Origin of the sequence: Haloterrigena turkmenica DSM 5511, assembly GCF_000025325.1 — an archaeon.
Taxonomy (GTDB): domain Archaea; phylum Halobacteriota; class Halobacteria; order Halobacteriales; family Natrialbaceae; genus Haloterrigena; species Haloterrigena turkmenica.
Genome location: NC_013743.1, coordinates 1,815,741 through 1,837,445, shown reverse-complemented (window position 1 = coordinate 1,837,445; position 21,705 = coordinate 1,815,741). Strand labels below are relative to the sequence as shown.

Here is a 21,705-nt window from a genome sequence, read left to right as displayed (position 1 = left end):
GATCACGATACGTTGGGGCCTTTGAAGTAGCCGTCTTCGGACTCCGAGGCGTTCTCGAGGGCCGCCTCGCGGTCCAGCGAGTCGCGTTCCTCGTCCGGGCGCATCACGTTCGTGAGGTCGGCCTCGCGGTCGACCTCGGGCACCTCGTCCAGCGTCTCGAAGTACTCGAGGATGTCCGCGAACTGTCGCGCGAACCGGTCGACCTCGTCGTCGTCGAGGTCGACGCGAGCGAGTCCCGCGACGTGGCGGACCTCCTCGGGGCTGACGGCGTCGTCGCTCATGGTTGCTCGAACCGGCGGGCAGAGAGTAAGGGTTTCGATACCGTCGTTGCGGATCGAAGACGGAGCGTGTGGGCTCGACCCGTTCAGGGCGCCGCCGGCCGTCGATCACGGTCGGTCGTCAATACCGGCTTGACTCGAGTTATTACACCGCTAACCGACACGAACCGAATATAGTAACCGTATACTGAAAGACATCGATAGCAACCGGTCGCGTATGAACTGCGACAACTGCCGAGCCGAGGAGGTCGCCTACACGCTGACGACCCACGTCGCGGACGCGCCGGACGAGCGGGTCGAACTGCACTTCTGCTCAAGCGAGTGCCTCCGCGTCTGGACGTAGCGCGGCGCTACCGGGTCGACCGGTGGATTCCGATCTGAGACGCCGACTCGCGACGGTCGCCCCCGAACCGGTATCACGCTCTCCGTCGTCGGTCGAGGTATGGCTACGATGCCGTCGACGTGGACCGAGACGGACGCGGAGCTACTGTCGACGGTCGACGCGGAGTCGACCGTTCGGGAGGTCAACGAGGTCCGGTTGCACGTCGTCGTCGCGGGCGACGAGGACGATCCGCTGGTCGTCCTCCTTCACGGCTTCCCGGAGTTCTGGTACGGCTGGCGCCACCAACTCGAGCCACTCGTCGATGCCGGCTATCGGGTGCTCGTGCCCGATCAGCGGGGCTACAATCTGAGCGAGAAACCGGCGGCCGTACGGGCCTACCGAATTAGCGAGTGCTCGCGGGATATCGTCGATCTGATCGCGACCGAGGGACGGGACAGCGCACGCGTCGTCGGCCACGACTGGGGCGGCATGGTCGCCTGGGATCTCGCGCTCCGGCGCCCCTCGGCGGTCGATCGGCTCGCGATCGTCAACGCGCCGCATCCGACTGTCTATCGCCAGCACCTGCTCGCCAACCCCGACCAGCTTCGGCGAAGCGTGTATGCGGCGTGCTTCCAGCTGCCGCTGGTGCCCGAATTCGTCTGTCGTCGGGGCGACTTCCGGTTCCTCGAGCGTGCGCTCCGAGAGACGGCCGCTCCGGGAACGTTCACCGATGTAGAACTGGAGCGATACCGCCGCGCGTGGCGGCGGGACGGCGCGATCAGCGGGATGCTGGACTGGTATCGAGCGAACGGACGGAATCCGCCGTCACCGCCGCTCGAACAGGTCGAAACGCCCACGCTAATCGTCTGGGGCGAGGACGACACCGCCTTGACGACGCCGCTCGCGGTCGACAGCGACCAGCGGTGTCACCGGAGCCGTCTCGAACTCCTGGCGGAGACGAGCCACTGGGTGCAACACGAACGACCGGCCCGACTGACGGAGCTGTTGCTCGAGACGTTCGAAAACGGCGCGTAGTCGCGCCTGTCGAACCGACTACGGCCGCCAGATGACGGTCACGACCTCGTCACCGGACTGCGTCCGATTGCTCACGGGACTTCGTCCTTCGCTGTCCTCAGACGCCTCGCCGTCCTCGACGGTCTCGTACGCGTAGCCGCGGTCCTCGAGTTTGGGGAAGAGGAACTGCGGAACGCGGTCGTTGCGCTGGACGAGGACGGTCTCGTCGGGTAGTTCGACCAGTTTCTCGAGGGTGTTTTTGAGCGGCTCCGGCGGACCGAGCGACCGCACGTCGATCACCGTCCGCGGTCGGTCGCTCGGTGCATCGGTGCCGTCGACGACGGTCTCGGGCGATTGCATACGTGGTCGTTCACGGCGACGATACCTCGCTTTCGTCCCGTACGTGTTCGGCCGTCGAAGCTGGGTAGACGCTCGAGACAGCGCGAAACATGACGCGAGGCGGCCGAGCCGGGGACTCGAGCGACGCGGTTCGCGGCCGGCTACGCCTCGACCTTGGGGAATCGAGCGACGAACTCGTCGGCCTCGACGCGCTCGACCTCGTAGCCGTCGGCGTCGAACGCGTCGACCTCCGCCTGGAACTCGTAGAACAGCGGCTTCGGCTCGTGATCGTTGACGATCGTCAGCGTCTCGCCGGGCTCGAGCTCCTCGAAGGCGTCGTGGATCTTGGGATGGCGGTTCATCGGCGGCACGTCCCTGACGTCGAGTCGTGTCATAGGTAGTGGTGGGTATCCCGGTCGTATGGGTGTTCGTCCGAACGTGTTCGCTCGCAAGCGGCGGACCGTCGCGTCTAGGCGTGCTCGACGAAGACGTGCCAGACGTCGTCGAGCCGTTCGGTCTCGCGCGTGAACCCGCGGCTCTCGAGGACCTCGTAGAGCGGCTTCGGTTCGAAGGGGGCGATCAGGTGCAGGCGGCCGTCCGCCGGGAGGTCCTCGAGGGCGGCCACGATGTCGTCGAACGGCGGGCCGTCGATCTCGCGGACGTCGAGGATCGTCTCGGAAGCGGTGGAATCGGTTGCCATAGGTCGATTATGGGACGGAGCGGGCGTGGCTATTCGGGCGAACGTGTTCGATCTGGGGGTGTTCCCACGGCCTGGGAACTACGGCGAATATATTCGACGGTACGGGGATATACCGTCGAACGGAACACGTTCGTATGGCTCAGGCGACACTCACTATCACGATGCCCGAACAGATCTGGATACAGCAGCTCTCGACGGCGTATCCGGGGGCGACCTTTCGGGTACTGGCGGCCGTTCCCGGCTCCGATACGGGATTCGCGCTCGTCCGCATCGCCGGTTCCGACGTCGCGGACATCGTCGAGGACATGCGCGATCACGACCAGATCACTGAACTCTCTCTCGCCCAGTACAGCGACAACGAGGTGACGGTCCACTTCGAGACGACGGCCCCGCTGTTGCTGTTCTCCTCGCGGGACTCGGGGATGCCGATTGAACTCCCCGTCGAGATCGTCGACGGTGAGGCGACCATCGAGGTGACCGGCTCGCGAGACCGGCTGGCCGAACTCGCCGAACAGCTCGAGCACTTCGGGCTGCAGTACCGGATCGAACACGTCCGCGAGCGGCTCCACGAGAGCCAACTGCTCTCGGATCGCCAGCTCGAGGTGGTCGTCGCCGCCGTCGACGAGGGCTACTACGACACCCCCCGAGAGTCCTCGTTGACGGAACTCGCCGAACAGCTGGGTATCGCGAAGTCGACCTGTAGCGAGACCCTCCACCGGGCGGAGGAGGCGATCATCAAGCGATTCGTCGAAGATCTGCCGGGCGTCGAGGGGGACTCCCTCGAGGAACAACTCGCGACGCGTTAGTCGTCGGCTCTGGGCGCCAACACGAGCAGCGCCGTCGCGTCGGTTCGGGCCTCGGGCGCGATCTCCTGTCGCCCGTCGAATTTGAGTAGTTCTCCCGCCTCGAGCACGTACTCCTCGTCACCGAGTCGTATCTCGAGAGTTCCCTTAAGGACGTGGCAGACGATGGTCCGTTCGGGATGTCGATGCGCCGGCACCCCCTCGCCGGCGGCGAGTTCGAGTCGAACCGTCCGCGGCTCGCCGTCGAACACGTGAGCGTGGGGGGTCTCCTCGAGGTCGTCGAGGCGTCGGCGTTCCGTCCGCGTCGCCAGTTGATCGGTATCGGTCATACGGTCGTCTCGACGGGACGGAGGCCCGTGAGGGCTGGCGCGAACAGGTTCGGGAGTCCATATCCCGGCCGGTATCCCGACTGCGAGCTGCGACGAACTCGATCCGACTCGAGAAACTCTTGCGGAGTTTTCGAGGGATTTCGACACCCGTCATATCAGCCGTCTATACTACTACCCGATTCGGAATGCAGGCCAGCACAAGTAACAGCTATTAAGTCGCGTATTATACTCACGAACATATTCGCGTCGATTCTCACGCGATGGAAATCGGCTCTATATTTCAACGTCGTCTAGTTGTGAGTCCGGTGTAGAGGATCCATATATGACCATATTGACGTGCGTGTCGGCGTGTAATCGCTTTGCATCGTACGGATTCTCGTCCAGAGGTGTTCTAACAGCATGAGCACGGACGACGAATCATTCCACCCGCTCGGTCAGGAGTGGGAGGGCGAGCTCGAGGAGATGCTCGACGATACCGAGTACGATACGGATCTCGGTATGCAGATGGCCCAGGACGCGATGCGGGTCACGAAGGGCGAGCTCTCCGAAGCCGAGTTCCACGAGATGTATCACGACGACGTGATGGAGGAGTTCGGCGAGGACCAGCGTCCCACCCAGGAGGCCTTCGAAGCGGCCCAGGAGGAAGCCAAGGGGACCGTCTCCCGCATGCTCTCTGCGTTCGACGGCGACAGCGAGGAGAGTCGCCGCGACGTCATGAAGAAAATGGGGGTCGGCGCGGCCGCCGTCGGCATGGGTGCGTTCGGTAGCACCGTCGACGGCCAACCCTCGCTCGCCGAGAAAGGCCACGGTGGCGGCTCCCAGGCCGAGCAGAACGAGGATCTCCAGTGGGGGATGACTATCGACCTCGAGCGCTGTGACGGCTGTCTCTCCTGTATGGAGGCCTGTGCCAGCGAGAACGATCTGGACCAGGGCGTCAACTGGATGTACGTCATGGCCTTCGAGGACGAGCTCACGTCCGGCGGCTCTCCGGCGCCCGACAACATCGTCGGCGGAACGAGCGACCACAATATGCTCGTTCGGCCGTGTCAGCACTGTACGGACGCCCCCTGTGAGAAGGTGTGTCCGACCACGGCCCGTCACACCCGCGACAAGGACGGTCTGGTGCTGACCGACTACGACGTCTGTATCGGCTGTCGCTACTGTCAGGTCGCCTGTCCCTACGGCGTCAACTACTTCCAGTGGGACGAACCCGACGTGGCCCACGAGGAGATCAGCGGGGAGAACGGTGAAGACCCCAAAGAGATTACCCACGCCGAGTACGAAAACGGCACCGAACGGTGGGTCGACAGTCGCTCACCCCGCGGGACGATGAGCAAGTGTACGATGTGTCCGTCGATGCAGGACGGCCGACAGGGCGAGGACAGAGTCGGGACGACCGCCTGTGAGCGCGCCTGTCCGCCGAACGCGATCCAGTTCGGCAACGTCAAAGACGAGCGCAGCGACGCGTATCAGCACGGCGAGCACCCGAGCAAAAGCCGCGCGATCATCGAGATTAAAGGCGGCGTGCCGGACCCGTCGACGATCAACGAGCAGCTCAGCGAGGGCGACGACCTCCAGACCGCGCTCGAGAACGAGGAACTCGAGCTCGATGCTGAAGTGGTCAGCATCATGAAGGCGATCGGTCTCGCCAGCGAGGGGCTCGAATCCGGCGACGAGGAGAACAACAGCATCCTCGAGGGCGAAGAGACGATCCTCGAGTCCCTCAATGCGCTCGAACAGTACGTCGACCTCGAGAGCGAGGAGGTGCTGACGGAACTGCGACTCGGAGACGGCGAAGAAGACGACGCCAACGCTCGGCTCCGGGAGTTCGCCGGCAACCCGAGTTCGAAGTTCAAGCTGCTCGAAGACATCGGGACGCATCCGAACATCACGTACATCGGCCAGGAACCCGGTCCGGAAGCCCATCAGGTCGAGGGGCCGTCGACGTACAGTGATATCTCGTACGAGCGCTCGGACGGCTCCGAGGTGGATCTGGTCGACAAACGTCAGGAGATCCTTGACGAAGGGACCGTCGGTGACGTCGGGTGGTCGCTGTGAGCACGAAACTGCCCACTGAGGAGGACATCCTCCGACCGATCAACACCCTCACGAAGAAATACTTCATCCTGTACGGTATCGCCTCCCTGGCGCTGCTGGCCTTCCTCGTGGGCTGGGCGTACCAGCTCCAGAAGGGGCTGATCGTCACCGGCCTCGGTGACTGGGGCTCGGGCGGCGGTTCGACTTGGGGCCTGTATATCGGCGCGTTCATCTGGTGGGTCGGTGTGGCACACGGCGGGATCATCCTTTCGGCCGCCGTTCGCCTGCTCGGTATGGATCGATACATGCCGATCGCCCGACTCGCGGAGATGACCACGATCGGTGGCCTCTCGGCAGCCGGGTTCTACATTCTGGTCCACATGGGTCGCCCGGACCGGATGGTCACGAGCGTCCTGGGTCACTATCACATCACGGTCAACAACTCGCCGCTGGTGTGGGACGTGACCGTCATTACGGCGTACTTCGTGCTGTCGGCAACGTATCTCGGTCTGACGCTTCGATACGACATTAGCCGTCTGCGCGACGATCTGCCCGACATGTTCGAGCCGGTCTACAAGCTGATGACGCTCGGCTACACCGAGCGTGAAGACGAGGTCATCGACCGGATGGTCTGGTGGCTCGCAGCGGCGGTCATCATCATGGCGCCGCTCCTGCTTCACGGCGGCGTCATTCCGTGGCTGTTCGCGCTGCTCCCGGCGATGCCCGCCTGGTCCGGCGGCATTCAGGGACCGATGTTCCTCAGCATCGCGCTGATGTCGGCGATCAGCGGCGTGATGATCATCTCCTACTCGTTCCGCCGCGCCTACGACTGGGAGCACATCATCACTGACGACATTTTCCGCGGACTGCTCCTGTGGCTGGGCTTCTTCACTCTGCTGTTCCTGTGGTTCCAGCTCCAGTCCGTCCTCAACGGCGTGTTCATGGGGCCGCTTTCGAGCCAGAAAGCGGCCGAGGCGAAGATGGCGCACCCGGCCTATCAGGTCGCGATGACGATGATGTTCGGCACGCTCGTGTTCATCTTCCTGCAGGGAATCCGTCCGTCGCTGTTCAGCAAGAAACGGGCGCTTCTCGCTAGCGGTATCATCCTGACGGGAACGCTGACCGAGAAGGTCCTGTTCGTCGTCGAAGGATTCCTGCATCCGACGTTCGACATCTACGCGGCGACGCCCGGGACGTACTTCCCGAGCCTCATCGAGTGGCTGTCCCTCGCCGGGACGGCCGGTCTGGTCGCGCTGTTGTTCCTCAACCTCTCGAAGCTCGTTCCCGTGGTCGAACTCCACGCCGTCGAACACATGCGCGGCGATCACGAGCACGGCGAGGACGATGAACACGCTACTGAACCGGAGGTGAAGGCCTAATGTCACTGATGAGCCTCTCACAGCAACTCCTCTACCACGGCTACAACGGCACCGAAGGGTGGACCGGGTTCGTCAACGAGGGGACCTGGGTCATCTTCGCGATCATCCTGGTCCCGGTCTACATCATGCTGGTCGCGTGGTTTACCGGCGAACCCCGCGATACGAAAAGCGGACTGCTCGGCGTCTCCTACCTCGTCGGGCTCACCTCGTCGATGTGGATCGGCATGTTCGTGCTGACCGTGATCATCGGGCTGGTCTTCTACGGCGGCGCGCCGGAACCCATCGGCGCCCCCGGGCCGTAAGACCGCTCGAGGCTCCGATTTCGCGATTCGCTTTTTTGGTTCGCTCGTCATCGACGTCCGCGAGCGACGGATGCGCAGTGTGCTATGACAACCATGCACAGGCAGGGGAAACCACGACCCCGTCGAACGGAAAACCTCCCCTATGACGCTCGTCGACGCGCTGGCGACGGTCCTCTATCACGGCTACGGGGGGACACAGGGCTGGACCGGCTTCGCTAACGAGGGGACTTGGATCATCTTCGCGGTCATTCTGGTCCCGATCTACGTGATGCTCGTCGCGTGGTTCGTCGGCACCCCGCGCGACACGCGGACGGGACTGCTCGGCGTCTCGTATCTCGTCGGCATTACCACGTCGATGTGGGTCTCAATGCTCGTTCTCACGGTGATACTCGGGCTCGTCTTCTTCGGCGAACTACCGGGGCAGTAAGCGATCGGCGATATCGATCCGTACGGTGTCCCAACCCCCTCAACCGGTACGGAAATCGACGCCAGCGGCGCGACTCGAGTATCGAACCATCACACGTATCCCGTTCCGATGCCTTACGTGCAGTAACATCCGCTATGAGCATCACAGAGCACGAACTCAAGATCAAACTCGAGGGCATCGAGGATCCGGATCTCGGCGAGGATATCGTCTCGCTCGGCCTGGTCAACGACGTCCGCATCGAGGACGAAACGGCGCGGATCGACCTCGCGCTGAACGCGCCCTACGCGCCCGCCGAGATGGAGCTGGGCAACCGGATCCGCGAGGTCTGTGACGAGGCCGGCCTCGAGGCGGATCTGCGGGCCCACGTCGGCGAGGAACACGGGTTCGACGACGAGGTCCTCCCGCGGGTTCGCAACGTCATCGCCGTCGCCTCCGGGAAGGGCGGCGTCGGCAAGACGACGGTCGCCGCGAACATCGCGGCCGGCCTCGAGAAGCGCGGCGCGATGGTCGGCCTGCTCGACGCCGACATCCACGGGCCGAACATCCCGCGGATCCTCCCGCCCGAGAGCGAGCCCGGCGTCACGCCGAACGAAGACATCGTCCCGCCCCGTTCGGACGGCGTCCGCGTCATCAGCATGGGCATGCTGACCGAAGACGAGGACGACCCCGCGATTCTCCGCGGCCCAATGGTCAACAAGTTCATGCTGAAGTTCCTCGAGGGCGTCGAGTGGGGTCGCCTCGACTACCTCGTCGTCGACCTGCCGCCGGGGACGGGTGACGCGACGCTGAACCTCCTGCAGTCGATGCCGGTGACCGGCGCGGTCGTCGTCACGACGCCCCAGGAGATGTCCTTGGACGACACCCGAAAGGGGATCCAGATGTTCCAGAAGCACGACACGCCCGTATTGGGCGTCGTCGAGAACATGAGTTCGTTCATCTGCCCGTCCTGTGGCGACCAGCACGGCCTGTTCGGCACCGAGGGCGCACAGACGATCGTCGACAAGTACGACACGCCGCTGCTCGCTCAGATCCCGATCCACCCCGACTTCGGCGCCGAGGGCAGCGAGGGCGCGCTCGTCAAAGACGAGACGAGCGAGGTCCAGGAGACCCTCTCGGACCTCGTCGCGGACGTCTCCGACCGCGTCGGAATGACCAATCGACAGCGCGTCGCCGACAACGTCGAGGGCGGTCCGGACAACCAGCTGCCGACCGAGACCGAAGACTAACGGCTCGGTCGAACGACGTCGGCGTTCGAGATTCGGAACGCCCGCGCAATGCGGTGCGGGACGTCCGTGCGATGCGGTTACGGCGACGGTTCTTCTTCGACCTCCCACTCGAGGGTCACCGTGATCTCCTCTCGGGGCCCGCCGAGCATCGGCGAACGCTCCTGGACTTCGATCCCGTACTCGACTTCGGGCGTCGGCGAGAGCGTCAGCATCTTGTTCCCGACTCGTACTTCGGCGGCGCCCTCGTTTCGCAACTCGCGAGCGAGCTCCTGAACGAGGTCCGCGGCCTCTTCTCGCGTCACGGTCTGTTCGTTGGCGGTTTTCTCAGCCATGGCTGAACGGCCACCGAGCGGATGTAAATAGATTGGCTGGGAATCGGCAGGCAGGGCCGCCGTCGAGAGCGTTCGTCCGGTGAGCTATCAACGCTCGAGACAGTCAGGACTCGGTTTCGGTCGGTGGTGAGGGCGCCCCGACGCCCGGCGTCAGCGAGCGGACGTACTTCGTCACGTGGTCGTCGATGCGCCGCTTGTAGCCGGCCTGCCTGGCGAGGCGGTCGAGTTCGCGGGCGACAAGGCTTCCATACTGGACGGCCTTCTTCTCCCTCGAGACGACCTCCTCGGGCAGATAACCGGCCGCGACGCGTCGAAGCGCGCGCTTCCGCTCGTCCTCGTCGGCCAGCAGCGAGTCCGGGAGCCGCAGCGCCGCGTCGACGACGGTATCGTGGAGGAGCGGCGCGACCGGCTCGAGGCCGGTCGCCTCGATCGCGCGGACGTCTCGGGGGAGCTGGTCGGGCAGGGAGGCGATCTGCTCGCGGACCGCGGCCCGGGTCGTCTCGGCGTCGACGCGGTGATCGAGGCGGACGACCTTCTCGTAGCCGCCGAACAGCTCGTCGGCGCCCTGGCCGACCGCCAGCGCGTCGAAGCCGTCGGCGGCGACGCGCTCGCCGACCAGGTACAGCGGCAGCGCGATCTGGACGTCCATCGCGTTCGTGCGCCCGGTCGCCGCGGCGACGCGGGGGACGGCTCGCTCCAAATCGGCCGGCTCGAGGTCGACGACGGTCAGTTCCCGGCCCATCGCGTCGGCAGCGGTCCGGGCGGCCTCGACGTCGTGGCTGTCGGAGAAGCCGACGACGTACAGCGGCGCGTCCAGCAGTTCGGCGACCAGCGCCGAGTCGACGCCGCCGGAGAAGGCGACGGCGATCTCTCGATCGGGAGCGAGCGCGTCGGTCGCAGCGGTCTCGATCGCGTCGGTGAGGGCCTCGAGGGCTGCCGTTTCGTCGCTCTCTGGGGTCGGGTCGGGCAGCGTCCAGCGACGCTCGGGCGCGGCGTCGGGGACTGTGAGATCGAGCGCGGTCCCCGCCGGAAGGAGCTCCGGTGTCTCGAGCGCGCCGGGTTCGAAGGCCCACTCGCGACTCCCGCTGTCGCTTTTGGTTCGAGCGTCGGCCTCACCGTCGGCCTCGACGTAGATCGGCACGCGGCCGAGGACGTCCCGGACGAGCGTTCCCTCGAGTTCGCCGGCGAAACCGCTCGTCCCGGGGAGGGGATCGCCGGTCTCGAGGGCCGTGCGGACGGTCTCGGGGGCGGCGCCGCGCAGCGTCATCGGAACAGCCCGAGCATGGTGTTTCTGACGCGGCGAGTGACGCCGCCGGCGGCCTGCCGGAAGCTGATGTGCCAGGGCGTCCGCTTCCCTTCGACGGTGGTCCGACCCTCGCGGATCGCCTCGAGGACGGCGTCGACGGAGCGTTCCTCGGCGTCGACGCGGGTGACGGCCTGGCCGACCATCTCGCTGATGTGGGCGTCGCTACCGGCGGTCATCGGCAGGTCGCGGGCGCGGGCGAACCGTTCGGCCTGTCGGTTCGCGCGACCGGTCAGGAGCCGGGAGTTGTAGACCTCGATGGCGTCGCCCCGAGCGAGTTCCTCGCGGGAGATGCGGGCCATCACGCCGTGGCGCGACTCCTGGAACGGATGGGGGATCACCGCGAGACCGCCCTGCTCCCAGATCGCTTCGAGCGTCGATTCGTAGGAGAGTCCCGGCGGGACGGCCTCCTCGAGGCCGAAGCCCAGAACGTGACCGGCCTTGCTCGAGATCTCCATGCCGGGGATCCCGAGCAGTCCGTAGTCGGCGGCGCGTTCGGCGGCCTCGAGGCTCGCGTCGATCTCGTCGTGGTCGGTGACGGCGATCGCGTCCAACCCGACGGCGTCGGCCTGTTCGAGGATGAGTTCGACCGGGTCGCGGCCGTCGTAGGACAGCGACGAGTGAGTGTGGAGTTCAACCGACAGCACGTGTCTGTCTCGGCGTTAGGGTGGATCGATCAAAAACACCTCGGTCCGCACGGACGAGTCGCGTCCGCTTCGACTGCGACTGTAACTGGTTCCGGCGAGTGTCCTCCGCGTACAGACGAGCGGAACCGCCGTCTCACTCGAGACGCCACAATCGACTCGAGACGCGACACCGAGGTGCGGTGGCGCGCGCTGTCGGCGGACCGAACGACAGTGAGGGCTGCCGTCGACAGTGCGCGAGGGATGAGCGAGCGACTGCGGGAGCGAGCGAATCGGCTGGGGAGGAGGTGGAAATCCCCGTTGCCACGGTAGCAGAACGCTCATCTTCACGTTCGATCGCTTCAAGTCCGCCGTTCAATACTGCTAGAACCGATCGCTCTACTCGAGGCAACCGTGATAAAACGAGTAGACTACTGCTGCTGGCAACAAGGAATTGCCACTCCCTCCCCAGCCGATTCACTCACTCGCAGGCTCGCTCATCCCTCGCGCAGCTTCGACCTGCGCCTCACTCTCCGTTCGGCGCAGCACGGCGCGCGCCACCGCATGATACATTGTGGCTCGAGTGAGACGGGGCGCAACGAAACGGCTCCGAGCTCGAACGCTGACTCGGCCGTGATCGAGCAAGGTGAATCGAAACGGAAGAGAAGATCCTCAGGAGCGACGGAACGCCGTCCCGCGGGACGCGACGAGCGGATCGATGCGGTCGTCGTCAGTCGTCGGTATCCAGTTCGACCAACTCGAGTGCCCGATTCAGATGACAGACGTCGTGTGGCGGTTCACCGAGAATCTCGCGGATGCGATACTCCTCGTCGAACTCGGCGCCGTCGGGTTCGCAGTACTCGTGGCTGGGGCACTCGACGTAGGGACAGGGGCCGGGGAGGCTGGTCTTGCTGCCGGCGAAGGCGCCCTTCGAGGTGATGTTCGCGCGCACGTCGGCGGGTTCGACCTCGACGGCGCGAACGCCGCCGTCGTGCATCGCACACTCGAGCGTCTGGGCGTTTTCCCGAACGGACGTGATGCGGTACTTGGTGCCGGACTCGAGATTGAGACACTGACTGCGGTATGGACAGCCGGCGCAGGCGTCGGCCTCGCCGTGGTAGACGAACTCGGTTCCCGGTTCGGCCAGCCGGGTTCCGATGAGCGTGACGGTCGACATAGCGCTACGTAGTCGGCGGTAGCGGTTAAGACTCACGCGTTAGCCGCTCCGATACCGAACGGATTCGGTCGTCGTCGATGTCCGATACCGAACGGATCCTCGGCCCGCCGTAATCGGTCGCTGGCGGTCTGCCGCGGTCGATCAGTGACCGGCTCGCGCGCGATCACTCGGCAGACGCGGCGTCGGCCTCGTCCTCGCCCGTCAATTCGTCTAGTCGCTCGAAGTACGTCTCGCGCGGGACCTGGTAGAGCCCGCGGTAGTCGATCTCGCCGCCGTCGAACGCCCGCGCGAGTTCGCCGGCTCGCTCGAGCGCCGCCTCCCGCGTCGCGAACCGTTCGGTGTCCGCCGAGACGTCGGGCTCGAGGTAGAGGTTGACGTACCAGTCGTCGTCATCGGCTCGGCTGGCGGGGTTGGTGCCGGGCCGACGCGTCCGTTTCCCGTGTGTCAGGTAGAGCGTGGGCAGACAGGCCGCCGGGAACGCGTCGCCGTCGAAGACGTCCGGTCGGTAGGCGAGCACGAGTCGTCCGTCCTCGCTCCGGTTCCAGACGTCCCAGCCGTCCGGAAGCGGCGACAGCGCGTCGGAATCGGCGTCGACAGCCGGATCGGTCATGGCCGACGCTACGGACGGCACTCATAAAGCCTCGTCGTCGGCCGCCGATTCGGCGGCGATCGGTCCGGTTTCATGCAGATACGGCGACAAGATCGTGTCGCGCGAACCGCGCGGTCGGCGCGCGCGAGCGTCACTGGCCATTGCTGGGCAGTGGTTTATGCCGCTAACCTTCGAAGATGAGGTGTGGTATCGAGTATCATAATACGATACTGGTAGAATTTGCCTGCAATAAAGTCCCGATAAATATCTTTTGGGGCCAAGGCTAAGTAGCTGGATTACTCACTCATTAAATACTATCGGTATCCGTTCGCCGGACCGATCCACTCCGCGTCCGTCCCCGGCGCACCGTTGCCCGAGTCCCCGACGCGCTCGTCGCGCAACGGAGAGTGGTACTCGACCACACATGACACGACAGATCGCCGCCCGCCGCCGTTCGGTCCGTTCCGAGAGCGCCCCGCTCGCGGAGCGACGCAACGGCGGTAGCGACGTCACGCTGTCGGGTGACGCGGTTCGACGGATTCCGACGGTTCGGCCACGACGCCACGGCTGGTCGAACGACGTCCGCGCAACTGACGGTCCGTGTGACAACGGACGCTGCAGACGGGGGACCCGTAACTGGCAATGATACCATGACCGGTGACATCGAGACACTCGAGACGCTCAGCACGGATTACAAGGAATCGATGCCCGCAGACCTGCGGGAGACCAAGTCCTTCGACTGGTACCTAGAGGAGTGCTACGAGGACCCGAAGATCACCCGCAACGCCCACCAGCGCGTCGCGGACATGTTCGACTACTACGGGACGACCTACGACGAGACCGAGGGCGTCGTCGAGTACCTCCTCGCGAGCGAGGATCCGCTGAACGACGGTGAGAACACCTTCTACGGACGGGTGATCCACCAGTCGATCCACGAGTTCGTGAACAAGGTCAAGTCGGGCGCCCGTCGACTCGGCCCCGAGCGGCGTATCAAGCTGCTGCTCGGACCGGTCGGCTCCGGGAAGTCCCACTTCGACAAGCAGGTCCGCAAGTACTTCGAGGACTACACGCTCCGCGAGGAGGGCCGGATGTACACGTTCCGGTGGACCAACCTCTGTGACGTCATCCAGGACCAGGATCCGTCCGACGACACCGTCCGGTCCCCGATGAACCAGGATCCCCTCGTCTTGCTGCCCTTAGAGCAGCGCCAGCGGGTCATCGACGACCTCAACGAGAACTTGGACGCGCCGTACACGATCCAGAACGAGCAGGCGCTGGATCCGGAAAGCGAGTTCTACATGGACAAGCTGCTGGCCTACTACGACGACGACCTCCAGCAGGTCTTAGAGAACCACGTCGAGATCGTCCGCTTCGTCGCCGACGAGAACAAGCGCCAGGGACTCGAGACCTTCGAGCCCAAGGACAAGAAGAACCAGGACGAGACGGAGCTGACCGGCGACGTCAACTACTCGAAGATCGCCATCTACGGCGAGTCCGACCCGCGCGCGTTCGACTACTCGGGGGCGTTCTGTAACGCCAACCGCGGCATCTTCTCCGGCGAGGAGCTGCTCAAACTCCAGCGGGAGTTCCTCTACGACTTCCTGCACGCGACCCAGGAGCAGACGATCAAGCCAAAGAACAACCCGCGGATCGACATCGACCAGGTGATCGTCGGCCGGACGAACATGCCCGAGTACAAGGACAAGAAGGGCGACGAGAAGATGGAGGCCTTCAACGACCGCACCAAGCGGATCGACTTCCCGTACGTCCTCTCCTACGAGGACGAGGCCGAGATCTACAACAAGATGCTTTCCAACGCCGACGTCCCCGACATCAACGTCGAGCCACACACGCTCGAGATGGCGGGGCTGTTCGGCGTCCTCACGCGCATCGAGGAGCCCGACACCGAGACGATCGATCTGCTCTCGAAGGCCAAGGCCTACAACGGCGAGATCGACGAGGGCGACGACATCGACGTCAAGAAGCTCCGCGAAGAGGCCGAACAGAAGGCCGAGATCGGCGAGGGGATGGTCGGCGTCTCGCCCCGGTTCATCGGTGACGAGATCGCCGAGGCCATCATGGACTCGAAACACCGCCAGCGCGGGTTCCTCTCGCCGCTGACGGTGTTCAACTTCTTCGAGGAGAACTTAGAGCACCACGGCTCCATCCCCGAGGACAACTTCGAGAAGTACTACCGCTACCTCGAGACGGTCCGCGAGGAGTACAAGGAGCGGGCCATCGAGGACGTCCGCCACGCGCTGGCCTACGACATCGACGAGATCCAGCGCCAGGGCGAGAAGTACATGGACCACGTGATGGCCTACATCGACGACGACACCATCGAGGACGACCTCACGGGCCGCGAGCAGGAGCCCGACGAGACGTTCCTCCGCAGCGTCGAGGAGAAACTCGACATCCCCGAAGACCGCAAGGAGGACTTCCGCCAGGAGGTCTCCAACTGGGTCTCTCGCCGGGCCCGCGAGGGCGAGGCGTTCAACCCGCAGGATAACGAACGCCTGCGCCGCGCGTTAGAGCGCAAACTCTGGGAGGACAAGAAGCACAACATCAACTTCTCCGCGCTGGTCAGCGCCAACGAGTTCGACGACGACGAGCGCTCCGCGTGGATCGACGCCCTGATGGAGCAGGGCTACTCCGAGGAGGGTGCCAAGGAAGTGCTCGAGTTCGCCGGCGCGGAGGTCGCCAAAGCGGAGATGGACGATTAACATGATCGGGGTCGACTAACATGACCGGCGACGACTACGTCACCGAGGCCGACCGGACCTTAGAGGAGACCTACGAGGAGCCGATGGACCTCGCGACCTACGTCGATCGGATCTTCGAGAACCCGACGATCGCCTCCCACGCCTCGAAGTACCTGCTCGAGGCGATCGAGGCCGCCGGCACGCGGACCGTCGTCGAGGAGGGCGAGGAGAAGGAGCGGTACCGCTTCTTCGACGATCCGCACAACGACGGCGAACACGCCATCCTCGGTAACACTGAGGTCCTAAACGGGTTCGTCGACGACCTCCGCTCGATCGCGGCGGGTCGGGCGAAAGACGAGAAGATCATCTGGTTCGAGGGGCCCACGGCGACGGGCAAGTCCGAACTCAAGCGCTGTCTGGTCAACGGGCTGCGCGAGTACTCGAAGACGCCGGCGGGACGCCGGTACACGGTCGAGTGGAACGTCACGACCGCCGAGTCCGACGACCGCGGCCTGAGCTACGGCAGCGGCGACCCGACCGCGACGGACGACCAGCACTGGTACGAGAGCCCCGTCCAGACCCACCCACTGTCGGTGTTTCCCCAGGACGTCCGCGAGCGGTTGCTCGAGGACCTCAATAGCCAACTCGACGACCACGTCCCCGTCCAGGTCGACGCGGAACTCGACCCCTTCTCCCGGGAGGCGTACGACTTCTTGGAGGAGCGCTACCGCCGGGCTGGCGAGGCGGAACTGTTCTCGGCGATCACGGACGACGACCACCTGCGCGTGAAGAACTACGTCGTCGACATCGGTCAGGGCGTCGGCGTCCTCCACTCGGAGGACGAGGGTCGACCCAAGGAACGGCTCGTCGGCTCCTGGATGCACGGCATGCTCCAGGAACTGGACTCGCGCGGGCGCAAGAACCCGCAGGCATTCAGCTACGACGGCGTGCTCTCGCAGGGCAACGGCGTCCTCACGATCGTCGAGGACGCGGCCCAACACGCTGACCTCCTACAGAAGCTGCTGAACGTCCCCGACGAGCAGTCGGTGAAACTGGACAAGGGGATCGGGATGGACGTCGACTCGCAGCTGCTGATCATCTCGAACCCCGACCTCGAGGCCCAGCTCAACCAGCACTCCGACCGCAACGGCATGGACCCCCTGAAAGCCCTCAAACGCCGACTGGACAAACACCAGTTCGGCTACCTGACGAACCTCTCGCTGGAGTGTGAACTCATCCGGCGCGAACTGACCAACGAGACGTCCGTCTGGGAGGCCGAGAGCTACGACGAACTCGAGGATCGCATCCGCGAACCGGTGTCGGTGACGATCAGGGATCAGGACGGCGAGACGCACACGCGAGAGTTCGCGCCCCACGCGATCGAGGCGGCCGGCCTGTACGCGGTCGCCACGCGCCTCGACGAAGAGAACCTCCCCAACGGGCTGGACCTCGTCGACAAGGCCCTGATCTACGACCAGGGCTACCTCCAGGAGGGCGACTCCCGCCGCGAGAAGGACGAGTTCGACTTCGACGGCGAGGCCCACGACGGCGAACACGGCATCCCGGTGACCTACACGCGGGACACCCTCGCCGAACTGCTCCAGACCGAGCGGGATCGCCACCACCCCGACCTGCCGGTCGAGAACGTCGTCATGCCACGGGACGTCCTGAACGCGATGGCCGAGGGACTGGCCGACGCCCCCGTCTTCTCGACGGGCGAGCGCTCGGAGTTCGAGAACCGAATCGTGCCCGTGAAGAACTATCTGTTCGACCAGCAGGAATCGGACGTCATCGAGGCGATCATGCACGACAAGCGGGTCGACGAGGAGACCGTCGCCGAGTACGTCGAGCACGTCTACGCCTGGGAGACCGAGGAGCCGCTGTACAACGACCGCGGTGAGCGCGTCGAGCCGGATCCGCTAAAGATGAAGCTGTTCGAGATCGAACACCTCGGCCGGTTCTCCGAGGGCGAGTACGAGGGGAACCTCCCCCGCGAGAGCGTCCGGAACTTCCGCCGCGAGAAGGTGATCACCTCGCTGAACCGCCACGCGTGGGAACACCGCAACGAGGACTTCTCGGTCGAGGACGTCGACCTGACGGCGATCCCGGTGATCAAGACCGTCCTCGAGAGCCACGACTGGGAAGACGTTCAGCGGACCTTCGAGGACTTCGATCCGCGCCAGTGGGACGACCCGCCGAGCGGCACGCAGACGGCGTCGGTCAAGGAGCGAACGATCGAGACGATGGTCGACCTCTTCGACTACTCGGAGGCCTCGGCCGAGCTAACCAGCCGACACGTCATGGGACAGGTGAGCTACAGATGGGACTGAAAGACGACCTCGAGCGATTCCGCGAAGTGGGCGAACAGCGCCGCGAGGATCTGGCCGACTTCATCCAGTACGGCGATCTGAGCGGTGGCGGCCGCAGCGACATCCAGATCCCGGTGAAGATCGTCTCGCTGCCCGAGTTCGAGTACGATCAGCGGGACAAGGGCGGCGTCGGACAGGGCGAGGACGGTACGCCCCAGCCCGGCCAGCCGGTCGGCCAGCCCCAGCCCCAACCGGGCGACGGCGACGGCGAGGACGGCGAACCCGGCGAGGAGGGCGGCGACCACGAGTACTACGAGATGGACCCCGAGGAGTTCGCCGAGGAACTCGACGAGGAACTCGGCTTAGACCTCGATCCGAAGGGGAAGAAGGTCATCGAGGAGAAGGAAGGTCCCTTCACCGACATGACGCGGACGGGCCCCGACAGCACGCTCGACTTCGAGCGGATGTTCAAGGAGGGTCTCAAGCGGAAGCTCACGATGGACTTCGACGAGGAGTTCCTGCGCGAACTCTGCAAGGTCGAGGGGATCGAGCCTCGCGAGGTCTTCGAGTGGGCTCGCGGCGAGAACCTCCCGGTCTCGATGGCCTGGGTCGAGGAGGCCTACGGCGACGTTTCCGACGAGCGCGGGAAGTGGGACTCCATCGAGGAGGTCGAAGAGAACGTCGAGCGGGAGACCGTCCAGCAGAAGATCCGCCGGGAGGGGATCAAGCAGGTCCCCTTCCGCCGCGAGGACGAGCGCTACCGCCACCCGGAGATCATCGAGGAGAAGGAGAAGAACGTCGTGGTCGTCAACATCCGCGACGTCTCCGGCTCGATGCGCGAGAAGAAGCGGGAACTCGTCGAGCGGACCTTCACGCCGCTGGACTGGTACCTCCAAGGCAAGTACGACAACGCCGAGTTCGTTTACATCGCCCACGACGCCGACGCCTGGGAGGTCGAACGCGACGACTTCTTCGGCATCCGCAGCGGCGGCGGGACGAAGATCTCGAGCGCCTACGAACTCGCCGATCAGCTGTTAGAGGAGTACCCCTGGAGCGACTGGAACCGCTACGTGTTCGCCGCGGGCGACTCCGAGAACTCCTCGAACGACACCGAAGAGCGCGTGATCCCGATGATGGAGAAGATCCCGGCGAACCTCCACGCCTACGTGGAGACCCAGCCGTCGGGCAACGCGATCAACGCCACCCACGCCGAGGAGCTCGAACGCCACTTCGGCACCGACGCCGACGACGTGGCCGTGGCCTACGTCAACAGCAAAGAGGACGTGACCGACGCGATCTACGAGATCCTCTCGACGGAGGGCGAAGCAGATGAGTAACGAAGTGAACTCCGTTCGCTTCTGGTCCTCGCGCGAGCGCGAGGACCGATGCACGCAAAGCGCGCATCGAACTCACGAAAAGCGGTGGTTTTCATGAGTAAACGAAACTCCAACGCGGACCGATTCCGCAAGCAAGCGATCGCCGGCGAACTCGAGGAACCGGTTTCGGAGGCCAGGAACCTGGCCCGGAAGCTCGGCCTCGATCCCTACCCGGTGAAGTACTGGATCATCGACTACGACGAGATGAACGAACTCATCGCCTACGGGGGCTTTCAGTCGCGATACCCCCACTGGCGGTGGGGGATGCAGTACGACAAGCAGCAAAAGCAAGGCCAGTACGGCGGCGGGAAGGCCTTCGAGATCGTCAACAACGACAATCCGGCCCACGCGTTCCTCCAGGAGTCGAACACGATCGCCGACCAGAAGGCGGTCATCACCCACGTCGAGGCCCACTCCGACTTCTTCGCGAACAACGAGTGGTTCGGCATGTTCACCCGCGGGCGCGCCGACGAGGATCAGGTCAACGCCGCCGCTATGCTCGAGCGCCACGCGCGGGCGATCGACGAGTACATGGCCGACCCCGAGATCGACCGCGCCGAGGTCGAGAAGTGGATCGACCACTGCCTCTCGCTCGAGGACAACATCGACCAGCACCGCGTCTTCGAGCGCCGCCTCGACGTCGACGGGCCGGTCGACGACTTGGACGACGACCTCGCGGAGAAACTCGACGAACTCGGCCTCTCCGACGAGGTGAAGGGCGAGGTCTTCGACGAGGAGTGGCTCGAGAAACTCGAGGACGCGGACGAGTCCGTCAGCTTCCCCGAAGAGCCCCAGAAGGACGTGCTCGCGTTCGTCCGCGAGCACGGCAAGCAGTACGACGGCGAGGCCGGTCGCGCCGTCGAGATGGAAGAGTGGCAACGCGACGTCCTCGACATGATGCGCGCGGAGGCCTACTACTTCGCCGCTCAGAAGATGACGAAGGTGATGAACGAGGGGTGGGCGGCCTACTGGGAGTCGACGATGATGACCGACGAGGCCTTCGCCGGCGACGACGAGTTCATGAACTACGCCGATCACATGGCCAAGGTCCTCGCCTCGGGCGGGCTCAACCCCTACAGCCTCGGGATGGAGCTCTGGGAGTACGTCGAGAACCGGACGAACCGCCGCGAGGTCCTCGAACACCTGCTGCGCGTCGAGGGCATCTCCTGGCGGAACCTAATGGACGTCGTCGACTTCGATGCGGTGCTCGAACGGCTCGAGCCGCCGGAAGCGATCGACACGATCACGCCCGAGACGCTCGACGCGCTCGAGGAGGTCCCCGAGGAGTACGTCGACCGCGAGGCCCTCGAGGCCGCCCGCGAGGGCGAGATCGACGTCGCGAAGTATCCGTGGAAGGTCCTGACCGGGGAGGGGCTGGCCCGGCGCCACTACTCGCTGGTCAAGCGCCAGCACCGCGGGTTCCTGACTCGGGTCAGTCAGAACGATCTCGAGCAGATCGGCCGCTATCTCTTCGACGACGCCCGCTACGAGACCGTCGAGGAGGCGCTCGCGGACATCGACTTCAGCGCGGGCTGGGACCGCATGTTCGACATCCGCGAGAACCACAACGACGTGACCTTCCTCGATGAGTTCCTCACTCAGGAGTTCATCACGGAGAACAACTACTTCACCTACGAGCACTCGCAGGCGACCGGCCAGTTCCACGTCGCCAGCGACGCCGCCGAGGACGTCAAGAAGAAACTCCTCTTGCAGTTCACCAACTTCGGGAAGCCGACGATCGCGGTCTACGACGGCAACTACAACAACGCCAACGAACTCCTGCTCGGCCACCAGTACAACGGCGTCATGCTCGATCTCGGTCAGGCCAGGGAGACCCTGAAACGGATCTTCGAGCTCTGGGGCCGGCCGGTGAACCTGCTGACGATCGTCAAGGAGGTCGACGACCACGACATCGAGGTCGCCAAGCGCCGGAACCGCGAACCCGAACCCGAAGAGCGCGGGAAACTGATCCGGTACGACGGCGACGAGGTGACCGTCGAGGACGTCCCCTGGGAGGAGGTCGACCACCTCGCCGCCGACGACGTCGATTACGACACGAAACCGGACGAGTGGCTCGCCTAATATTCGTTTCGAATTTTCATCTGCGCATAAAACACTCGGAAGGCTTTTACTCCCCA

General features: G+C 64.7%; 22 protein-coding genes. 12 read left to right on the top strand and 10 right to left on the bottom strand.

The features are described 5' to 3' along the window. Positions 1–2: 2 nt before the first annotated feature. The gene (gene gatC / locus HTUR_RS08680) at positions 3–281 is read right to left on the bottom strand and encodes an Asp-tRNA(Asn)/Glu-tRNA(Gln) amidotransferase subunit GatC (RefSeq protein ID WP_012942945.1); all 279 of its coding nucleotides are present in this window, start codon (positions 279–281) and stop codon (positions 3–5) included. A 214-nt stretch (positions 282–495) separates the two neighbouring features. Between gatC and HTUR_RS28430 the strand changes: the two genes are divergently transcribed. Further along, a complete protein-coding gene (locus HTUR_RS28430) occupies positions 496–621 on the top strand; it encodes a hypothetical protein (protein ID WP_012942944.1) in 126 nt (41 codons plus the stop codon). Positions 622–720: 99 nt separating this feature from the next. Beyond that, complete coding sequence (locus HTUR_RS08675) at positions 721–1,635, top strand: alpha/beta fold hydrolase (RefSeq protein ID WP_012942943.1); 915 nt, start codon at positions 721–723, stop codon at positions 1,633–1,635. 18 nt (positions 1,636–1,653) lie between these two features. Here the strand turns inward: HTUR_RS08675 and HTUR_RS08670 are convergent, their stop codons facing one another. The 3 genes from HTUR_RS08670 to HTUR_RS08660 form a co-directional block, all read right to left on the bottom strand. After that, positions 1,654–1,974, bottom strand: a complete 321-nt coding sequence (locus HTUR_RS08670) for a DUF2249 domain-containing protein (protein WP_012942942.1) — start codon at positions 1,972–1,974, stop codon at positions 1,654–1,656. 140 nt (positions 1,975–2,114) lie between these two features. Next, positions 2,115–2,348, bottom strand: coding sequence for a DUF2249 domain-containing protein (locus HTUR_RS08665; protein ID WP_012942941.1), 234 nt, complete (start codon positions 2,346–2,348; stop codon positions 2,115–2,117). 74 nt (positions 2,349–2,422) lie between these two features. Continuing rightward, positions 2,423–2,653: a DUF2249 domain-containing protein gene (locus HTUR_RS08660; protein WP_012942940.1), complete on the bottom strand. Its 231-nt coding sequence runs from the start codon at positions 2,651–2,653 to the stop codon at positions 2,423–2,425. Positions 2,654–2,787: 134 nt separating this feature from the next. Between HTUR_RS08660 and HTUR_RS08655 the strand changes: the two genes are divergently transcribed. Further along, on the top strand, positions 2,788–3,459 hold the full coding sequence (locus HTUR_RS08655; RefSeq protein ID WP_012942939.1) for a helix-turn-helix domain-containing protein: 672 nt from the start codon (positions 2,788–2,790) through the stop codon (positions 3,457–3,459). Here the strand turns inward: HTUR_RS08655 and HTUR_RS08650 are convergent. Beyond that, positions 3,456–3,785 carry a cupin domain-containing protein gene (locus HTUR_RS08650; protein ID WP_012942938.1) on the bottom strand — a complete coding sequence of 110 codons (330 nt, stop codon included), beginning with the start codon at positions 3,783–3,785 and terminating at the stop codon, positions 3,456–3,458. The two genes, HTUR_RS08655 and HTUR_RS08650, sit on opposite strands and share 4 nt — an antisense overlap. Positions 3,786–4,184: 399 nt before the next feature. On the opposite strand from HTUR_RS08650, the gene HTUR_RS08645 reads away from it, so the two are divergent. The 5 genes from HTUR_RS08645 (at position 4,185) to HTUR_RS08625 (ending at position 9,156) form a co-directional block, all read left to right on the top strand. Beyond that, complete coding sequence (locus HTUR_RS08645; protein ID WP_012942937.1) at positions 4,185–5,843, top strand: 4Fe-4S ferredoxin N-terminal domain-containing protein; 1,659 nt, start codon at positions 4,185–4,187, stop codon at positions 5,841–5,843. After that, positions 5,840–7,201: an NrfD/PsrC family molybdoenzyme membrane anchor subunit gene (gene nrfD, locus HTUR_RS08640; protein WP_012942936.1), complete on the top strand. Its 1,362-nt coding sequence runs from the start codon at positions 5,840–5,842 to the stop codon at positions 7,199–7,201. Before HTUR_RS08645 ends, nrfD begins: the two co-directional genes overlap by 4 nt. Continuing rightward, positions 7,201–7,503, top strand: a complete 303-nt coding sequence (locus tag HTUR_RS08635) for a hypothetical protein (RefSeq protein ID WP_012942935.1) — start codon at positions 7,201–7,203, stop codon at positions 7,501–7,503. Before nrfD ends, HTUR_RS08635 begins: the two co-directional genes overlap by 1 nt. A gap of 142 nt (positions 7,504–7,645) precedes the next feature. Beyond that, positions 7,646–7,930 carry a hypothetical protein gene (locus tag HTUR_RS08630; protein WP_012942934.1) on the top strand — a complete coding sequence of 95 codons (285 nt, stop codon included), beginning with the start codon at positions 7,646–7,648 and terminating at the stop codon, positions 7,928–7,930. A 134-nt stretch (positions 7,931–8,064) separates the two neighbouring features. After that, positions 8,065–9,156, top strand: coding sequence for an Mrp/NBP35 family ATP-binding protein (locus tag HTUR_RS08625; RefSeq protein WP_012942933.1), 1,092 nt, complete (start codon positions 8,065–8,067; stop codon positions 9,154–9,156). A 77-nt stretch (positions 9,157–9,233) separates the two neighbouring features. Here HTUR_RS08625 and HTUR_RS08620 read toward each other — a convergent pair whose 3' ends face one another. The 5 genes from HTUR_RS08620 to HTUR_RS08600 form a co-directional block, all read right to left on the bottom strand. Next, complete coding sequence (locus HTUR_RS08620; protein WP_012942932.1) at positions 9,234–9,488, bottom strand: amphi-Trp domain-containing protein; 255 nt, start codon at positions 9,486–9,488, stop codon at positions 9,234–9,236. 103 nt (positions 9,489–9,591) lie between these two features. Continuing rightward, positions 9,592–10,755, bottom strand: a complete 1,164-nt coding sequence (locus HTUR_RS08615) for an asparagine synthetase B family protein (RefSeq protein ID WP_012942931.1) — start codon at positions 10,753–10,755, stop codon at positions 9,592–9,594. After that, a complete protein-coding gene (locus HTUR_RS08610) occupies positions 10,752–11,438 on the bottom strand; it encodes a PHP domain-containing protein (protein WP_012942930.1) in 687 nt (228 codons plus the stop codon). The genes HTUR_RS08615 and HTUR_RS08610 overlap by 4 nt, the downstream gene beginning before the upstream one ends. Positions 11,439–12,144: 706 nt before the next feature. Beyond that, a complete protein-coding gene (locus HTUR_RS08605; RefSeq protein ID WP_012942929.1) occupies positions 12,145–12,591 on the bottom strand; it encodes a UPF0179 family protein in 447 nt (148 codons plus the stop codon). Positions 12,592–12,754: 163 nt separating this feature from the next. Next, positions 12,755–13,201 carry a DUF5820 family protein gene (locus HTUR_RS08600; protein ID WP_012942928.1) on the bottom strand — a complete coding sequence of 149 codons (447 nt, stop codon included), beginning with the start codon at positions 13,199–13,201 and terminating at the stop codon, positions 12,755–12,757. Between the two features lie 629 nt (positions 13,202–13,830). Here HTUR_RS08600 and HTUR_RS08590 point away from each other — a divergent pair. The 4 genes from HTUR_RS08590 (at position 13,831) to HTUR_RS08575 (ending at position 21,649) form a co-directional block, all read left to right on the top strand. Continuing rightward, positions 13,831–15,903 carry a PrkA family serine protein kinase gene (locus HTUR_RS08590; protein ID WP_012942927.1) on the top strand — a complete coding sequence of 691 codons (2,073 nt, stop codon included), beginning with the start codon at positions 13,831–13,833 and terminating at the stop codon, positions 15,901–15,903. Positions 15,904–15,923: 20 nt separating this feature from the next. Beyond that, entirely contained in the window at positions 15,924–18,212 is a 2,289-nt protein-coding gene (locus tag HTUR_RS08585) for a PrkA family serine protein kinase (protein ID WP_012942926.1), read from the top strand. Continuing rightward, on the top strand, positions 18,203–19,528 hold the full coding sequence (locus tag HTUR_RS08580; protein WP_012942925.1) for a YeaH/YhbH family protein: 1,326 nt from the start codon (positions 18,203–18,205) through the stop codon (positions 19,526–19,528). Before HTUR_RS08585 ends, HTUR_RS08580 begins: the two co-directional genes overlap by 10 nt. Before the next feature lie 93 nt (positions 19,529–19,621). Then, the gene (locus HTUR_RS08575; RefSeq protein WP_012942924.1) at positions 19,622–21,649 is read left to right on the top strand and encodes a SpoVR family protein; all 2,028 of its coding nucleotides are present in this window, start codon (positions 19,622–19,624) and stop codon (positions 21,647–21,649) included. Positions 21,650–21,705 lie beyond the last annotated feature (56 nt).

Bases quoted from the DNA above. Each gene is read 5' to 3' on its own strand.
- gatC (WP_012942945.1), bottom strand. From the start codon at position 281: ATGAGCGACGACGCCGTCAGCCCCGAGGAGGTCCGCCACGTCGCGGGA.
- HTUR_RS28430 (WP_012942944.1), top strand. From the start codon at position 496: ATGAACTGCGACAACTGCCGAGCCGAGGAGGTCGCCTACACGCTGACG.
- HTUR_RS08675 (WP_012942943.1), top strand. From the start codon at position 721: ATGGCTACGATGCCGTCGACGTGGACCGAGACGGACGCGGAGCTACTG.
- HTUR_RS08670 (WP_012942942.1), bottom strand. From the start codon at position 1,974: ATGCAATCGCCCGAGACCGTCGTCGACGGCACCGATGCACCGAGCGAC.
- HTUR_RS08665 (WP_012942941.1), bottom strand. From the start codon at position 2,348: ATGACACGACTCGACGTCAGGGACGTGCCGCCGATGAACCGCCATCCC.
- HTUR_RS08660 (WP_012942940.1), bottom strand. From the start codon at position 2,653: ATGGCAACCGATTCCACCGCTTCCGAGACGATCCTCGACGTCCGCGAG.
- HTUR_RS08655 (WP_012942939.1), top strand. From the start codon at position 2,788: ATGGCTCAGGCGACACTCACTATCACGATGCCCGAACAGATCTGGATA.
- HTUR_RS08650 (WP_012942938.1), bottom strand. From the start codon at position 3,785: ATGACCGATACCGATCAACTGGCGACGCGGACGGAACGCCGACGCCTC.
- HTUR_RS08645 (WP_012942937.1), top strand. From the start codon at position 4,185: ATGAGCACGGACGACGAATCATTCCACCCGCTCGGTCAGGAGTGGGAG.
- HTUR_RS08635 (WP_012942935.1), top strand. From the start codon at position 7,201: ATGTCACTGATGAGCCTCTCACAGCAACTCCTCTACCACGGCTACAAC.
- HTUR_RS08630 (WP_012942934.1), top strand. From the start codon at position 7,646: ATGACGCTCGTCGACGCGCTGGCGACGGTCCTCTATCACGGCTACGGG.
- HTUR_RS08625 (WP_012942933.1), top strand. From the start codon at position 8,065: ATGAGCATCACAGAGCACGAACTCAAGATCAAACTCGAGGGCATCGAG.
- HTUR_RS08620 (WP_012942932.1), bottom strand. From the start codon at position 9,488: ATGGCTGAGAAAACCGCCAACGAACAGACCGTGACGCGAGAAGAGGCC.
- HTUR_RS08615 (WP_012942931.1), bottom strand. From the start codon at position 10,755: ATGACGCTGCGCGGCGCCGCCCCCGAGACCGTCCGCACGGCCCTCGAG.
- HTUR_RS08605 (WP_012942929.1), bottom strand. From the start codon at position 12,591: ATGTCGACCGTCACGCTCATCGGAACCCGGCTGGCCGAACCGGGAACC.
- HTUR_RS08600 (WP_012942928.1), bottom strand. From the start codon at position 13,201: ATGACCGATCCGGCTGTCGACGCCGATTCCGACGCGCTGTCGCCGCTT.
- HTUR_RS08590 (WP_012942927.1), top strand. From the start codon at position 13,831: ATGACCGGTGACATCGAGACACTCGAGACGCTCAGCACGGATTACAAG.
- HTUR_RS08585 (WP_012942926.1), top strand. From the start codon at position 15,924: ATGACCGGCGACGACTACGTCACCGAGGCCGACCGGACCTTAGAGGAG.
- HTUR_RS08580 (WP_012942925.1), top strand. From the start codon at position 18,203: ATGGGACTGAAAGACGACCTCGAGCGATTCCGCGAAGTGGGCGAACAG.
- HTUR_RS08575 (WP_012942924.1), top strand. From the start codon at position 19,622: ATGAGTAAACGAAACTCCAACGCGGACCGATTCCGCAAGCAAGCGATC.